Origin of the sequence: Legionella massiliensis (assembly GCF_000756815.1) — a bacterium.
Taxonomy (GTDB): Bacteria; Pseudomonadota; Gammaproteobacteria; order Legionellales; family Legionellaceae; genus Tatlockia; species Tatlockia massiliensis.
Window position 1 is genome coordinate 485729 of the sequence record NZ_CCVW01000002.1, and the last position, 16652, is coordinate 502380.

Sequence of the window (16652 nt, forward strand, 5' to 3'; positions counted from 1 at the left end):
AGAGTGAAGAGCGTCTAATCAACAGATCCCGCGGTCAAGCCGCGGGAATTCGATACTGGAGTGGGGGACAGACCTTACCTTATTAGTTCCAAAGCTTAGAACAATGCTGAAGTACTAGCAGCAACCGCAGCACCTGTGGTTGTTACGCTAGTTGCACTTCCACCTCTGGTATCGATTAGCTCATCAAGATCGAGGGCTGTAATTGAAGGGGAGCTGTAAGTTTCACCTGCTTCGAGGTTTTTCTTATTTTCGGCACATTTGGCTAAAAATTCCTCTGTTTTTGTGGTCATAATAAATCATCCTACAATAAATGAGACATTCCTTTACACGAGGGCATACAGTAACATATCTCTTCATCTTGTATCTAGTTGATATTTATGCTGAATCCTAGCCGTCATTGCGAACAAAGCAAAAGCAATGAGAGCCACGCAAATAATACCTGCTCGCAATGATCATATAGAGGTGAACTATTACTAAGAAAATAGCGATTATTGGTGCGGGGCCGGCTGGTATCTCCCTTTGCCTACAACTGTGTAATGCCTTCGAAGAACTAAACATTCCTATTGAGCTCATTCTTTTCGAGCAAAACTCAAATATAGGCCCGGGTTTGCCCTATTCTGACCAGGAAAAAACTTTCTGCCTTAATTTACCTCATGAGCACATGAAACTTCTTAAAGAGGAACCACGACATTTTTCACAATGGCTCCATGATAGACAAGAATCATCAGACTTTCCGCCACGCTATTATTTTGGCCACTATATCCAAGAACGGTTTGCAACCGCAGAAAATAATGCTAAGAAAGTAACAATTACCAGCCTTAGAGAACACCAGGTTAAAGCTATTCTTCCCCGAGCAAGGCATCAATATCAAATCCTGGCCTGGTATCAAAGCCAGGAGGTTTCCTATAAAGCGCATTTTGTTGTTTTAGCAAGCGGCCATTTACCAGCTACCTTGTTTGCGGACTATCAAGCCTTAACAAATTTCCAGCCTAACCCTTGGAACTTAAATGCTTATAATAACCTCTCAAGCCACTCTCATGTGGCCATTATTGGAAGCCATTTATCAGCCATCGATGTAGCCTTAAAACTCTCTAGCCAAAACCACCAAGGGCGAATTTCGATGGTTTCCCGCAATGGGCTTTTATCAGCAGTCAGAAGCCAGCAACACAAGCATCAGATGCAATTTCTCACCAGCGACAATATCCGCCGAATTCTTAACCAAAAGGATCCCAGGGAACTGCTACCCGAACTAATTCATTTATTCAGCAAAGAAATGGGGCCTTATTTGCCTAATCCTAGCCTTAGCGAAACGCTAACTAAGCTCAAAAAAATAGCCCCCTTGAAACGCCTTAATTGGGAAATTCGTAATGCAGAAACAAACAGGCTAAATTGGCAATTAGTTCTCTCCTCTTTCTACCAGCTTCTTTATCGGCTTTGGCCGAAAATACCCTTTGCGTGTCAGTCTGAGTTTTTGGAGAAACATGCCAGTCTAATGTTCAGCTTTTTATGCGCTTTTCCTCTAAAGTCTGCTTATATTCTGCAAGCGATGATGCAAAGGCAGCAATTAAGTGTGCACAAGGGATTTATAGGTATCGAACCATGTAGCGGACAGTTTCTAATCCATTTAAAACAACAGCGACCCTTGATTTGCGATTATCTGATTTGTGCAACAGGCTCAGGCACTCAAGCAGCAGCCCAGCCTTTATTAGCAGAAATGCTAAAGCGAAAAATTATTAAAGAACATCCTTTGGGCGGCATTTGTATAAACCCAACTAATCATCAAATACTTACTGATAAACAAGAGCATCCTGGTTTTTATGCCTTAGGCGATCTAGTCAAAGGAGCTCGTTTTAGAATCATTGAATTAGGACAAATCGTTGAACAGGCAGCACTTATTAGTCAACATATTCTAAAATCTTTTTCTCCAGCAACAAGCTAAAAAAGGATTGCAGATCTGCTAACACTCTATCCTGCGGCAAATTATAATAAGCAGCTACATAGTCTGCTGCTACTTGCACAGTACAAGGTTCTTTGTCTAAAAACTCCCAGAGTTTTATGCCAGAGGCATTAATACGATAATAAATCTGGTCTTCAGGCCCCATTAGCACTAATTCATTATCAATTAGCGTGGCGCAAAGCTCAGGATATTTTCTGAGTTTACGATCAAGAACTAATTCGGCCATTGGCAATCCTTCTTCATACGAACAGGCTGGTCCTGCTCATCTAAATAACCAAAACGCCGCATATAAACACCATGGTCGCGAATAATACGCCCTATTTGCTCATTATTCAGAGTCGACTCCCAATCACCAACGATCCCTTTCCTAAAAAAATTTCCCGCCAGAGGCGAACTTTCTCGAAAACCAAATTGCTGCTCATAGTTTTTTAAATGTTCAAAGTTAGACTTTTCCAAGGCCGCTAAAATCATGGCTTCAGAGACACTCATATTTAAAAACTGAAAAGCCTGGGAAAAGGTTTCCAAGGTAGCGAAGCTCATATCTTCATAGCGTAAAATTAACAGCGGAATATCCTTAATAGAAGTCCAGCTTTTAACATGGCCAGTCCAAGAGGAGCAACGCTGTCTAAATTGCGCCATTGGTCTTTGAGTAAATCCCTTTAAAGTTAAAAAGGGATCATTCATCATATCAATCGCTCTATCCAATGAAGTATTCATATGATGAGCAAAGGAAATAGCAACATCCAGCGGATTTCTCAGGAAATAAACAACTCCAGCACTAGCATCCCTCGGTACCAGGGGAAGCCTGTTATTTAGCTCATAAAATGCATCATGGATTTTAAAATACTCTGGTTGCTTTTGCTGCTCTGCCTGCCAACAATAAACGAGAGGTCTTAGTTTTTCTAATTCATCCTCATTGAGTAAGTTGCTGTCAAAACCTAAAGCTTTATCCATCATAGATCGTGCTGCCGCACCTGTGCCGATGATAGTTTCTTTATTCAAGTCTAAAGTCTGTCCCACAGAATTTAAAAGATTACTAAGAACGATTCTAAACCAGGTGTTTCCTGATTTTGGGTATGAGGCTAGCCAGACAATCCCTTTATTCAATATCATGCTAATTGTCTGTCTACTAATTCAATAAAATCTTGCAATTGACTATATTCAATCAAACTCATCTTTGCTTGGCTAGCTAAGTTTGCATGATAATGGAAATATAACTTAGTCTTTGCAAATCCATTTAAATATGCCCTGCTATAACTATTTTTCTGTAAATAGCTTATTTTTTCTCCACCAGCTAAATCTCTGTAACTGAGCTCACCCTGCTTTTGCGAATTCAATACCCAGATAGTTTTGAGGGGCAAAGGTTTATCAAGAAAAGCCTTCTCAGCGGGCAGGGAAAATTTCTGTACCTTTGGTCTGATCGGCTTTAGTTCATCCCGATTAAGTTGCAAATAATCCGCCGCTGTATATCCCAAATGCAACTGTGCCAAGCCTGGCAAAGCACAACCCTCTTCACTAACAACACAAAGTCCATCTGCCAGAAACTTAGCGCCTCTATTCATCATTCTTGCAAGAGCCAGCGATTTGCCTGAAGCACTCGGACCAATATAGGCCAGGGCATAATCCGCAATCTGGATTACACTACCTTTTAACACCAATAAATTACGCTGCATAAGCAAGGCAGCCAGACAAGGTCCATAGACAAAAACTGCAAGAGAACTGTCAGCAACAGCAGCACAGGGATCTATATGGATTGACTCCCCATTAGACACTAAAAATCGGCCGATATCAGGGATATTCAGCCAGAGCTGATTGGAGTTAACCTGATAAAATAAGCCTTTTTCTATAGGCTTGTCCAAGCCCTGGGGTGAAATCTCCGCATAGCTAATAGCAAGATCTGCACTTGATTTTGAACTGGGAGTTAAGGCATCACCTAGAGGAGATAGAACAGAATTAATTATTAAACCATAGGCTTGAAAATGGAAGTTCGTCTCGGCTGCCGTTGCCCTCATCATTCCTGCCTCATACCCAGCTCTTGCTCATACAAAATCAGCCCATCATAAATCCAATTATAATATTCTGGCGCCGTCGCCAAACCTGGTTTGATATCTCTAAATCCTTGATGAATATAAATTATCTTCATATAAATCAATACAAATTCTAAGCATTTTTTTAAATCAATACCCTCTGCCTGCTTGTAGCGCCGCCAAAAACCCAGATCCTCTAAATGCTCAGCTAAGACCTCTGATTTGAGCGTCAAATGCGGCGCATCTAGGTGCTCATTTAGCAGCAAAATAAGGACAATAATCCAAGTCAACAATCCTTGACCTGCCTTGGAAAGGATAGAGAGGTCTTGTTCAAAATAAAAAGCCGCAACGGGTAAATAGCTCTCGACTCGTGCTTTGTTACTATTTGTCAGACAGGTGAAATGCAACATCCAAGGATACAAAGCTGACAATTCCTCATGCCCGCAAAGGTAGGTATACAACTTTTCTGGATAGTAAAGATTATTAGCCTGGATATATTGCAAGTAATGCTGTTGCTCTTCTAATAACTGCGTTGACTCAAGTACAACAAAGGCATTTTTCAGCAACCTGCTTAGTTCAAAAATCAACTTGTACTCTGCCGGATTCTGCAAAGACAATACTTGTATTTTACGTTCTATTTCGGGAAGCCAGGGCAAGGGATTATAAAAGGGGGTAGCCATCTCATCATCAACCAAGGACGCAATAAACTTGGTATAGGGTAAATTAGAACCCTTCTCTGATTTGGCACAGAGTGTTTGAACCTCTTGCAAAACCGCAATAGCATCTGCACGTTTAAGATCTATCACACCATGCTGTTTAAGCCATGCAGAAAGTTTTGAGTAATCGCCATCCTGATGTTTTATCGCTGCTTGTAAAGAGCGCTTAGGGTAAAACTGTGCTTTGCACCAGCAGACTAATTTCTCAGCCGAATCGGGAGTTATTATTTTGGCTTCTATAGCCGCTTCTAGCGTTGCCCTGATATTGACCATAGCCTCATTAATTGCAGACATGCCCTGTTCTTCACCATAGTGCAAGACAGCAACCTCGTCATCATCGTTTAAACGGCCACTCAGAAAATCCTGAAATATTTTACCAACACCTCTCATGCCATATGCATCTAGCTCTGCGGCACGTAAAGCACCCATACTCGCCGCGCCATAGACTATAACGCCACGATCCAGTGCCAACATGATTTCTTTGTGCCAAACAGCAGGAACCTGTTCATAAAGCCCATCAATTAGCACGATCACTTTAGGCGCTAAGCGCAACAGTCGTATCAAATCGCCACATTGAACTGGGGGGTGATAATACGCTTGTGGCAAATAGCCTTGTGCAGTCTGTAAATCCAGTGTCGGGCCTAAGAAAACATGAATACCCATAAGCTCCTCGTTCATGACAGCCGCGATAAAGAACAAGAAAAACAGGTACCATGCAGGTAACGCAATCCTGGCACCATGACATGTACCACAGGAATTGCAAACTCCTCTCTGGTATGGTCATAAACAATAATCTGTTTAAATCCATTGGCTTGTAAAATATTCAACAAATTATCCAGACATTGTGAAAAACTAAAGTTTTCCGCTATTTTAGTCTCAAAAAAGGGCATTTTCTCCACCTTGGTTTTGGCAAAGATTTCATCAAAATCCCCTCTTACTAACTTTATTTTTCGATAGACTCGCGGTGTTTGATCATCTCTGGAACCAGAAATAATTGTTAAACGTGCCTGAATAGCCTCTGTGATGGCACGTGATAAGGCAACCACAGAGGAAAAATGCGCTCCTGTTCCCATCATCATGCCTACATTGCGCAGTTCATCAGGGTTATGCAAGATGGCTAAATAAGCTGGAATATTTAACCTTGTACTGATATCCCAAACCTCTAAACGTAGATCGGCAGCAGCAATACTGCTTAGCAAACTCAGCAGATGAGGTGAGCTAATCGACGATAGATCGACTTGTTTCTGCCTGGATAACATTAAATTTTCAACGGTAAAATCACGTTCCAACACTTCGAACAAGGCATGACAGATTGCCTCTTCCCTGGTATTGCCCGAAGCAAGGCCATTAGTTGTTGGTGGAAAATAACGATAGCCCGGACGAAAATAAGTAGTATTAACATTAAAGGTCGTATAGGGAAAATAAATTGCTTTGCCACTAAGCAATTCCAACCCCTTTCCCCAAGGCACTTCAAGGTTTGCAATATTCTCCCAGGCAAAGGGACCATGATTAATATGGGGATGCAATTCTAGCAAAGGATATTCCTCGCTCAGATCTTGGTAGGAACCAAAGAGTTCTGGAGGTGCCATATTTTCACAATGCCAACCTTCAATTGACTCCATAATAGCTGAAATCTTGGCTAAATTATGAGTTAAGCCTTTGCCCTGTGCAGAGGTTAATAATTTGGCAGCCGGCCGAATTGCCACATAGGTAGGGACTCCAAGATGATCGAGCCCAGTAATATTTGCTACCCGGCTAATACGAAATTTATCCCACAAAAGCGGTTCAACTTTGGCTAGAGTCTCCTCAGGGGTGAATGCTCGATAAGTTCCGCCCAAATCAATCATTGCTCTACCTACCTAACAGAAGTATTCAGGCACGTAGGCCTGGGTTTTATGCTTAAACCAGTCAAAATGCATACCTGGAATAATGACATGAACAACTGGAATTGCTAATTCAGGTCGGGTGTGGTTATAAACAATCACTTGCTCAAAACCTTGGTTTTTTAGACGCTTAAGTAAATCTTTAATGCAGGCTTCGAAATTAGCTGGAATCTCGGTTTCTATAAAAGGGTATGATGGTTCTAGTTTTTCAATTTTTGGAAAACCATTGCGATAGAATTTTCGTTTAAATTTATAGTTTGCCGGATAAATATCATCCCTTGAGCCTGAAATCATGGTTAAACGAGACTGAACTGCCTCAGTAATTGCCCGAGACAAAGCAACAACAGAAGAGAGGTGAGCACCTGCGCCACTAAAAAAATCTAAATTTCGCGTGCCTTTTAAATCAAACAAGGTAGCACTATAAGCAGGTACTCCATTTGCAGAAGTCAAATCACAAATCTTAAATTTGATTTCATGCGCTTGCATTATATTAAAAAGCTCCAGTAGATGAGCAGCTTTAATGGATGAGGGATCAACATAGGCCGCCTTAGCAGTCTCTGCAAGCGCCCAGCTATGGCGTTCTATAACTTCATAGAGACCATGGCAAACCGCCTCCTGATAGGTATTTCCAGAGGCCAGGCCATTGGAAGTTCCGGGAAAACAGCCTAAACGCTTTGAACTTAAAATGAGTGAGTCAAGATCAATAAGGGAACTAGGAAAATAAACCTCCCGTCCGCTGTTTAACTCGATACCTCCAACCCAAGATAGCTCAAGGTTATATAAGGCATCTGCGGTTAGGTGAAAATGACCATTGATTAACTGCTCCAATTCAACCAGGTTATAAGACGGTTTAAGTACTCTATAAGACCCCACTAGTTTAGGGGAGGAAAGCCGCTCTGCATGCCAACTCTCAATCGACTCCATAATGGCAGAAATTTTCGCCAGCTCATGACTAATCCCCTTTCCCTGAGATGTAGATAAAATTTTAGAGCCAGGTCGGATTGCAATATAAGTAGGGATATTCAAAACATCCAGACCCGTTATATTAGCAACTCGGCTTATACCAAATTTGTCCCAGAGTAAGGGCTCAATTTTGTCCAGAGTCTCCTTCGGACTTACAGCCCTATAAGTGCCTCCCAAATCAAACATTAGATTCCAACCACTCATACCTTATTCATACGAAAGGCTCTATGTTAGCGCATCTTGCGCTCAAAGGCGGCCTTTCACCAAGCTTTACTTATACCCAACGGAGTACTAGTCCAAACATCAGACTGTCTAAGGATGGATTCTGAGCGCTAACAGTACTGGAAACCCCGGCTGTTGCTTGAGGATTAGAAAAAGCGCCTGAAACTTTTGCCGAATAATTGTTATTGCCAAAAACATGCATATAAGCCAAGGAAATACCGACAATGTCATTAACATTATAAATACCACCCACTTTAACTTCTGGCAAAACATTGGTAGAAACTGTATGTAATTTATTTGATGACACGTAATTGGTCGTATTATTGCTGTTACGGAACACGCTCAACCCCTTAACCCGTCTATTTTCAGCCATAGCACCAGCCTTTAAGAATAAGCTGCAACGATTAAGGTCATAGGTCAATCCTGCCAAGATATCAAAGCCATAGAGATCACTGCTATTGGAAATTGCCAAAGAACCTGACTGTGCAGCACCAAATACATGCGAGGAGGTCCTGCCATAATATCCCCAACCAATTTCTGAACTAAAACCAAAATTATTACGATATTGATGATTAAACCCAACAGCAACGCGCCCACCCCATTTGTCTTTATTGGTACTAGGGCTAACATCAAAAACTCGTGCTGATTTAATGGTATTCCAGGTTACAGCGCCCTCACCACTGATAAAGGGTATAAAGGGGCTTATTTGGACTGGGTTAACAACACCCATATCACCCGCGAAAACATTTTGTGACATTAATCCTATTAAACCGATGGTTAATGCGGTCTTTTTCATCCTAACTCCCTTTATAAATTGATTCTTGAAAAATTTTCTTTGAGCATAATGGCAGGCCCATCCTGCCTTTCGTTATCCTGAGCACAATGAAGGATTACGAGTTGTGATTCCATGCAAAACCAAGTCGCTAAGCAAAACGCAGTAATCTTCACATAACTCATTGAATTGATCTATCTTTTTTTATTTATACTTACCTTGAATTCTTCGCATTAAAGGGATAAAACAATTGTAAACAATTCTTAATATCTTTAAGATAAAATTTTATTTCCTGGAAATAATATGCCTCAGCTTCATGTGTTCTTAGGCCCTTCACTAGACTTAGAGCACGCGCAAAAAATCTTGCCAAACGGCCATTTCCACCCCCCTATCCAATGCGGAGATATTATCCGCCTGATGCGATTAAACCCTCAAACGATTGTTATTATCGATGGGCTCTATGAAACAACTCCAGCTGTCTGGCATAAAGAAATTCTTCTAGCCTTGGAGGCGGGAATCGCAGTATGGGGTGCTGCCTCTATGGGAGCACTTCGTGCCGCAGAGCTTCATTTTTTTGGCATGCGAGGCATAGGCGAGATCTTTCATGCCTTTAAAGATGGCAAGTTAAGTGATGATGATGAAGTGGCTGTTTTACATCTTAGCAAAAAAGAAAATTATCAAGCGATTAATGAAGCTATGGTTAATATCAGGGCAACTTGTGAGTTAGCCTGCTCCCAGGGGCTTTTAGCTGAAGATGCTAAGAATAACCTGATTAACTACTGTAAATCACAGTTCTACCCTTACCGCTCCTTAAAAAAAGCTATACAACATTTTGCTAAATCAGCTGTTGAGGATTATTCTGCTTTTGCTTTATGGTTAGACAAGGAGGGAATTGTTGATCTAAAGCGTAAGGATGCCATCATGCTTCTTGAACATCTTCAGCAAGTGGCTCCGCAACAAATTCCAGCCCAATCTGAGCCCATGAATCCAATGACTTGTTTTTTGAGAGAGCTCATTTTTTTTGCTAATACGACCCCTTTTAATTATGATGCAGCCTGGCTACCCGAGAAAGATAAATTGTTGCAGGAATTGCATAAGCAATCTCCATTGGAATATATGCTCGTTGCGGAACTGGCTACCTTTTTACAACGATTGGCAATTTTTTCCTCACAGGATAAAAAATTAATCGATAATGCCGTTTTACTTGATTATATTGAAAAAAATCAACTCTACTCACCAGAAATCGATTTTACTGTATGTAAGGATCATCCCCATTTAATTGAGCTTTATTCCTTAATTTGCCAAGCAATTTGTCTTAATCATCTTAAGACAGAAACTCTGGAGGAATATTTACCAGCCATTGCGCATTACTATGCCCTACCCCAAGCACTAGTCGTTAACTGCCAACAGATCTTGCGAGCAATTTTGGTTATTATTTTTTCTATTAATCAGCATCTTGAATTGCCGGGACTTAGCATTTCCCCAAAGTTGCTATCCCATCACCTTAAGCAAATAAAAAACTGGCGCCATTATAGTACGGAGCAATTTAAACATTGGCTTCACGAAACACCGGTAAGCCGTCAGATATTTAAATCATTTTTATATTCCTATATCCAAACCTCATCCGTTTACTTATTAGGGACAATAAAAATGAATTACTATCAATGGATATATGACGCCTATTCGATACATAACCAGACCAGGTTGTTCTCCCTACTCTCAAGGGAAGAGGTTGCAGCAGAGAGAACAGCTAAATGAGCATGAAGCAATCAGAATTTTTGCGATATCAGCGGCACCTACCTGTGATAGGCACCCAAGGGCAATTGCGATTAAAACAAGCGAAGATACTTTGTGTTGGCGCTGGTGGTTTAGGTTGTCCGGCCTTGCAATATCTCGCGGCAGCCGGTATTGGTACTCTAGGTATTATCGATAGCGATAAGGTTGATTTAAGCAATCTACAAAGACAGATTTTATTCCAGACCTCAGATATAGGCCGTCTTAAAACTGAGGTTGCAAAAGAACGTCTACTTGCCTTGAATCCAGAAATAACAATCAATACTTACTGTGAATTTTTCTCTGATGCGAATGCCAGTTCTCTAGTTAATGATTATCAAATAGTGCTCGATGCTAGTGATAATTACCAAACACGCTATTTGCTCAATGAAGTCTGTAGAGCCCAAAACACTCCTCTTGTTTCAGCCTCAATTTATCAATTTGATGCACAGATAAGTGTATTTAATTTCCATAATGGTCCTTGCTATCAATGTTTATACCCCAGCCCTCCACCACCTGCCTTAACTCCCAATTGCACACTGGGCGGTGTGCTTGGTGTTTTACCAGGGGTCGTGGGAGCTATGCAGGCAACAGAAGCTATCAAAATTGTTTTAGAGCAAGGCGAAATCTTATCAGGCACCCTATTGAGTATGGATTTGCTAGCTATGCGCTTTAATCAATTTACTATTGATAAACAAGATTGCACCCAGCATCCTGCTATCCGCTTCACCAATCTAAGCAATAAGGAGCCAAAATCTATTAGCCCTGCAGAGCTGAAAGCCTTACTTTCATCAGGCAAAGAAGCATTAAAGCTTATTGATGTTCGCCAAGCCTATGAGCGCGAGATTTGTCATATCGGTGGTCAACACATTCCTTTGTCTGAATTGGATCAAAATTTGGATCAGATAACTGATGGGCAGTTAACCGTCATCTACTGCAAATCAGGTGCGCGAAGCGCTCAAGCCTGCCTTAAACTAGAAGAGGCAGGGTTTACAAGGGTTATGAATCTGCAGGGCGGTATACTTGGCTGGATAGAGGCAGTCGATGATAGATTGACAGTTTATTAACTGAACAGCTAATTGACAGGAAATAACCTTGAACCCCTCATCCGTCGCTTCGCGCCACCTTCTCCCCACTGGGGAGAAGGTAGTATAAATTTAGCCCTTATCCGTTCAAAAGGTATGTAGTGAAAATATGGATTTGAGTGCAGTGAAGGATGAGAGGTTGCAGACAACTCAAGACTCACTCAGTCTCTTTCAAACCAGTCGCTATCGCTGTCACGCCAATATTTGGATTAACCCCGCAGTCATCAAGCAGCTTCAATAAGTTATTTCCTCTACGAGTTAAGCGCCGCACACAATAAGCATCAAGATAGGATTGCAAAATATAATAATACTCGGGCAGGGTCAAAACCGTTAAAATCTTCTCCGCGCGCTCAACATGATGGGAATTACTATAATCACAGGCCTGAAAAAGCACGGCACCAAGCATTGCAGCAAAACTTGCCTTTCGGCTTGGAGTTGCCAAATAAAAGCGATGAATACATTCATCAAGAGCACGATCCTTATCCCATTCAACCCAGGTTTCATAGAGCTCCATGGCCGTATTGGGATTAAAATCACTTACAGAAATATCTGCCAATTGTTGCAGGGCATAAGCTGCTGGAATTATTGCCTGGATATTAGCCCAAGAACAGTTTCCAGTAATTTGCGACTTAACAGGCAATTGCAAAACCGGTATTAATCCTAATTGCTGATTAATAAGCTGATGAAAAAATCGGCGGCTTTGTTTCTTGTAGAGGAATTGCAGCATAAATTTAACATCGATCGCTTCCGGACGAGTGATTCGGTAAATATTCACCGAACCCTCGCTAAGACTATTTTCACCTCTGTCTATTTTCGCCCACCATTGTTTATAACGTACAAAGCCCATCGCATGGCCACGGCTTGCCGCAGGTAGCACTAACATATCAGTTCTAAGCAAATGCCCTATCATTTGCTTATGATGATCAGTCAATATGGGTTGATGCTGCAGCCTGATCAATTCCGAAGCGACGGCAAAGGCATCCATCACCGTATGTAAGAAGGGAAAATGCCCGCGTAAATGCCGTGTTGAATAGCTACTGATGAAACGCCTTAATGAATCATTGACCACAGCAACCGTAAATTCCAGGATAAACCCTTCATAATCAAGCTCAACAAATTCACCCTTGCCATTGATAATGTCGGCATAACCTTTCAACTCATAACGATGCCCTAGTAATTTGCCATTGATAAAATCAAGAGCAAAATCCAATTTGGCACCATATTGATAAAGTAAATGTTTGAGATTGTCCTGTCCGCGTAATACAGGATAAACCAGTGGTGAAAAACCCGTTTTGGTATAGGCATTAGGGTCGGCGCCGTGATTCAGATATAGACGCGCCAATTCCAACTCATTATTATCCACAGCCCAATGTAGCGGTGTACGCATAGTCACATCGGCTTTGTTTACATCGGCACCTCTTATCAGTAATTGTTCGGCAATCTGTATTTGTCTTGTTATTGCACATTCAATTAAGGGCGTGAAGCCATAGTCATCAATATCGTCTAAGGATTCTCCCTGACGTAGATAATGGTCAAAATCTGGCATTCTGCGACTAATAATATCATCGGCTATAGTCATTTATCGATCCTAGGGCGGCTTAGGCTCCGGTGCTGAGCCCATTTTGGGCGCAAGACCTAATCTCTTCTGGAGCTCTAAATTCTGCTCTCGCTTAGCATTGTCATACTCAGTACGAGCTTCAGTATTTAAATCCGGCTCGCGACTCTCATTCGGGGCCGCGCCATCATTGAGCTGACTGTCCAGATCGGGATGTTGCTTAATATTATTCTGCAACTCCCCCTCTGGCGCTGATTGCAAAGGCTCCTGATGTTCAACGGCATTGACCTTGGCATATTGGCTATGGCCTTTTTGTTCCTTCTCGCGCCGATCCATTTCCATCTGGAAGGTTTCATCAACTAAATAAGACTCCCCCCGCTGCCTTTTCGGTGGCCGGGTTGATGAATCGATCTCAATTATGCCTCTTTTTTTGCTCATATTGTCAATTATATGTTATAAATAATCGCGTTGCAGGATTTCGGCAATCTGTACAGCATTTGTCGCTGCCCCTTTGCGAATATTGTCTGCAACAACCCACAAATTTAAACCATTAGGATGAGAAATATCTTGTCTTATACGACCAACAAAGACCTCATCACGACCAATTGCATGGGTTATTGGTGTTGGATATTGCAATTTTTCAGGGTTATCGACCAATTTAACACCAGGCGCTTTGGCCAGTAATTTACGTGCATCCGCAACACTAAGGGGAGCCTTTAATTCAAGATGGATTGCCTCTGAATGACCATAGAGCACAGGAACACGTACTGTCGTTGGGTTTACCAGAATTGAGTCATCCTCCATAATTTTCTTGGTTTCCCAAACCATCTTCATTTCTTCGCGGGTATAGCCATTTTCTAGAAATTCATCAATATGTGGCAACACATTAAAGGCAATTTGATGAGGATAAACAGAATGCAAAGCTGGTCGACCATTGAGTAATTCAGCAGTTTGATTAATCAATTCAGAAACTGCTTTTTTGCCAGTACCTGAAACTGCCTGATAGGTAACAACATTGATACGATGAATACCTACTGCGTCATGCAAGGGCTTCAAGGCAACAACCATTTGAATTGTTGAGCAATTGGGATTAGCAATAATCCCACGATTTTTATAGTCAGCGATACGCTGCGGATTCACCTCAGGCACTACAAGGGGAATATCCTTCTCATTACGAAAATAAGAAGTATTATCCACTACTACACAGCCTGCCTCTGCTGCTTTGGGGGCAAACTCTTTTGATACAGAACCACCAGCCGAAAATAGAGCGATATCAACCTGACTAAAATCAAAGGTCGCTAAATCGAGCACTTCTAATTCAGTCTTATTGAAGGTTACCGTCTTACCTGCAGAACGATGGCTGGCGAGTGGATAAAGTTTATCTACTGGAAAATCTCGTTCTTCTAACACAGTGAGTAAGGTTTCCCCAACGGCGCCAGTTGCTCCCACAATGGCAATATTTAATCGTCTATTCATTTATAACCTCTATGTTCTTTAATCTCAGTTATAGATAACTGGCGTTCTTTAGTATAAAGATAGTAATAGGTCAGCTCCGCCCCAGTATCGAATTCCCGCGGGGTGACCTATTACTAAAGATACCTTAAAAATACAGATAAATCTGTATTTTTAAATATCACTTAGTATTTTATTTGTTCTGCGCTTTATCCCGCAAATAATGATCCATCAACACCAAAGCCATCATTGCTTCAGCAATAGGTACTGCGCGCAGGCCAACACAGGGATCATGGCGACCTTTGGTCACAACAGTCGTTTCTTCCCCTTGAATATTGATTGTCTTCCCTGGTTTAACAATACTTGAGGTTGGTTTTAAAGCCATGGAAACAATCAGGGGCTGACCAGTTGAAATTCCACCTAAAACCCCGCCCGCGTTATTGCTAAGGAAACCTTGCTTGCTTATTTCATCACGATGCTCACTGCCCTGCTGACTTACTGCAGCAAAGCCTGCACCAATTTCAACACCTTTTACTGCATTAATCGACATCATGGCATAAGCTAGGGTCGCATCCAGCTTATCAAAAACAGGATCGCCAAGGCCTATTGGCACCCCGCTCGCCACAACTGTTACTCGCGCCCCTACAGAATCCCCCTGGCGTCTTAGATTATCAATATAATCAGCCAGAGCCTGTACCTGGTGGTTATTAGGACAGAAAAAGGGGTTATTGTTAATTTCCCCTTCATCAATAAAATCCAGTGCAAGCGTTCCCATCTGCTGTAAATAGCCAAGGATTTCAATGCCGACAATCCGTTGCAAATAAAGACGGGCTACCGCTCCGGCTGCAACTCTCGCTGCGGTCTCCCGCGCTGATGAGCGTCCACCACCGCGGTAATCACGAATACCGTACTTATGATGATAAGTAAAATCTGCATGACCCGGACGAAAAATATCTTTAATCGCTTCATAATCGCTAGAACGCTGATCAGCATTGCGAATTAATAAAGCAATTGGAGTTCCCGTGGTTAAGCCTTCAAATACACCAGAAAGGATTTCAACCTTATCCTCTTCACGCCTTTGCGTCGTATATTTCGATTGCCCAGGCTTACGTTTGTCGAGAAAGGGTTGGATATCCTCAGCCGAAAGCGCTAAACCGGGTGGACAACCATCAACGATACAACCCAGCGCAACCCCATGGCTTTCACCGAAGGTCGTTACACTAAATAATTTTCCAAAGCTGTTGCCACTCATCTAATTACCTTTGGGCGCAAAATGCGCTTGCAATTGTTGCCGAGTCAGTAAAAATACCCCATGACCACCATATTCAAAGTCAAGCCAGGTAAAGGGAACCTGCGGATAAGCCTCTTGCAAGGCTTCGTCGCTATTCCCTACCTCAACCACTAAAATACCCTCTTCAGTTAGATAATCATGGGCGTTTGCAAGAATTTTTTCAACAATCGCCAAACCATTATTCGCTGTTTCCAAGGCTAGATTGGGCTCATGAAGATATTCTTGCGGCAGGGTTTGCATTTCCTCATGTCCCACATAGGGAGGATTTGAAACAATTAAATCATAACGAACTTTAGGAACCTTTTGCCAACAATCTGATTCGATAAGCGTCAAAGTTTCCTCTAAACAATAGCGCTCACGATTAATCGCAGCGACTTCCAAAGCCTCAGGAGAAATATCCACTGCATCGACTAATGCCTCTGGAAAAGCATGACTACAAGCAATAGCAATACAGGCGCTGCCAGTGCAAAGGTCTAGTACTCGCTCAACCTTATCAGCTTCTATCCAGGGTGCAAACTGTTGCTGAATCAGCTCAGCAAGCGGCGAACGAGGAATTAAAACCCGCTCATCAACATAAAAAGCCAGATCGCAAAAATAAGCTTCATTAGTGAGATAAGGTACGGGAATTTTATCAATAATACGCCGGCTGAGCTTGTTAGCCAGCGTTAGCTTCTCTTCTGGACTCAGGCGTGCCTGATAAAACATCGGATCACAATCATGGGCTAAGGAGAGGCAGCCTAAAACCAAGGCGAAAATATCATCCCAGGCATTATCAGTACCATGGCCATAATATAAATCTGAAGCCTTAGCCTTAGAGATACCAAAACGAAGAAAATCGAGAATTGTTTCGAATTCAGCTGTTGCTGAAGCATAAGAGACTGTCATAGAAACCTTGAATAATGTTTATTTTTTTACGCTAAGCACATAATTACCACAATTTATACTCAAGTAACATC

Annotated in this window: 16 protein-coding genes; 3 read left to right on the forward strand and 13 right to left on the reverse strand. The window is 41.9% G+C overall.

What is annotated here, in order from left to right:
* Positions 1-95: 95 nt before the first annotated feature.
* Entirely contained in the window at positions 96-290 is a 195-nt protein-coding gene (locus tag BN1094_RS09215; protein WP_043874133.1) for a hypothetical protein, read from the reverse strand.
* A gap of 200 nt (positions 291-490) precedes the next feature.
* Here BN1094_RS09215 and BN1094_RS09220 point away from each other — a divergent pair, with 200 nt between their 5' ends.
* Positions 491-1939 carry an FAD/NAD(P)-binding protein gene (locus BN1094_RS09220; protein ID WP_342666477.1) on the forward strand — a complete coding sequence of 483 codons (1449 nt, stop codon included), beginning with the start codon at positions 491-493 and terminating at the stop codon, positions 1937-1939.
* On the opposite strand, the gene BN1094_RS09225 is transcribed toward BN1094_RS09220, so the two are convergent.
* From BN1094_RS09225 to BN1094_RS09255, 7 genes are all read right to left on the reverse strand, one after another.
* On the reverse strand, positions 1896-2183 hold the full coding sequence (locus BN1094_RS09225) for a PqqD family protein (protein WP_043874135.1): 288 nt from the start codon (positions 2181-2183) through the stop codon (positions 1896-1898). The genes BN1094_RS09220 and BN1094_RS09225 overlap by 44 nt on opposite strands.
* Entirely contained in the window at positions 2171-3070 is a 900-nt protein-coding gene (locus BN1094_RS09230; protein ID WP_043874136.1) for a sulfotransferase domain-containing protein, read from the reverse strand. Before BN1094_RS09230 ends, BN1094_RS09225 begins: the two co-directional genes overlap by 13 nt.
* Entirely contained in the window at positions 3067-3972 is a 906-nt protein-coding gene (locus BN1094_RS09235) for a phosphoenolpyruvate carboxykinase (ATP) (RefSeq protein WP_043874137.1), read from the reverse strand. The genes BN1094_RS09230 and BN1094_RS09235 overlap by 4 nt, the downstream gene beginning before the upstream one ends.
* Entirely contained in the window at positions 3969-5363 is a 1395-nt protein-coding gene (locus BN1094_RS18840) for a TfuA-like protein (protein ID WP_176695288.1), read from the reverse strand. The genes BN1094_RS09235 and BN1094_RS18840 overlap by 4 nt, the downstream gene beginning before the upstream one ends.
* 11 nt (positions 5364-5374) lie before the next feature.
* Complete coding sequence (locus BN1094_RS09245; RefSeq protein ID WP_043874138.1) at positions 5375-6547, reverse strand: YcaO-like family protein; 1173 nt, start codon at positions 6545-6547, stop codon at positions 5375-5377.
* Positions 6548-6559: 12 nt separating this feature from the next.
* Positions 6560-7750 (reverse strand): YcaO-like family protein, encoded by a 1191-nt coding sequence (locus BN1094_RS09250; protein WP_043874139.1) that lies wholly within the window; start codon positions 7748-7750, stop codon positions 6560-6562.
* Positions 7751-7820: 70 nt separating this feature from the next.
* A complete protein-coding gene (locus tag BN1094_RS09255) occupies positions 7821-8564 on the reverse strand; it encodes a hypothetical protein (protein WP_043874140.1) in 744 nt (247 codons plus the stop codon).
* Positions 8565-8843: 279 nt separating this feature from the next.
* On the opposite strand from BN1094_RS09255, the gene BN1094_RS18845 reads away from it, so the two are divergent.
* Both BN1094_RS18845 and moeB read left to right on the forward strand, forming a co-directional pair.
* Positions 8844-10298, forward strand: coding sequence for a TfuA-like protein (locus BN1094_RS18845; RefSeq protein ID WP_052403220.1), 1455 nt, complete (start codon positions 8844-8846; stop codon positions 10296-10298).
* Positions 10295-11380 carry a molybdopterin-synthase adenylyltransferase MoeB gene (moeB, locus tag BN1094_RS09265; RefSeq protein ID WP_043874141.1) on the forward strand — a complete coding sequence of 362 codons (1086 nt, stop codon included), beginning with the start codon at positions 10295-10297 and terminating at the stop codon, positions 11378-11380. The genes BN1094_RS18845 and moeB overlap by 4 nt, the downstream gene beginning before the upstream one ends.
* Before the next feature lie 175 nt (positions 11381-11555).
* Here moeB and ankH read toward each other — a convergent pair whose 3' ends face one another.
* From ankH to prmB, 5 genes are all read right to left on the reverse strand, one after another.
* Positions 11556-12977: a Dot/Icm T4SS effector AnkH/LegA3 gene (gene ankH, locus BN1094_RS09270; protein WP_043874142.1), complete on the reverse strand. Its 1422-nt coding sequence runs from the start codon at positions 12975-12977 to the stop codon at positions 11556-11558.
* A gap of 9 nt (positions 12978-12986) precedes the next feature.
* Positions 12987-13391, reverse strand: coding sequence for a hypothetical protein (locus BN1094_RS09275; protein ID WP_052403221.1), 405 nt, complete (start codon positions 13389-13391; stop codon positions 12987-12989).
* 15 nt (positions 13392-13406) lie between these two features.
* The gene (locus tag BN1094_RS09280; protein WP_043874143.1) at positions 13407-14429 is read right to left on the reverse strand and encodes an aspartate-semialdehyde dehydrogenase; all 1023 of its coding nucleotides are present in this window, start codon (positions 14427-14429) and stop codon (positions 13407-13409) included.
* Positions 14430-14598: 169 nt separating this feature from the next.
* Positions 14599-15657 (reverse strand): chorismate synthase, encoded by a 1059-nt coding sequence (gene aroC / locus BN1094_RS09285; RefSeq protein WP_043874144.1) that lies wholly within the window; start codon positions 15655-15657, stop codon positions 14599-14601.
* Positions 15658-16581, reverse strand: coding sequence for a 50S ribosomal protein L3 N(5)-glutamine methyltransferase (prmB, locus tag BN1094_RS09290; protein ID WP_043874145.1), 924 nt, complete (start codon positions 16579-16581; stop codon positions 15658-15660).
* Between the last annotated feature and the right edge of the window lie 71 nt (positions 16582-16652).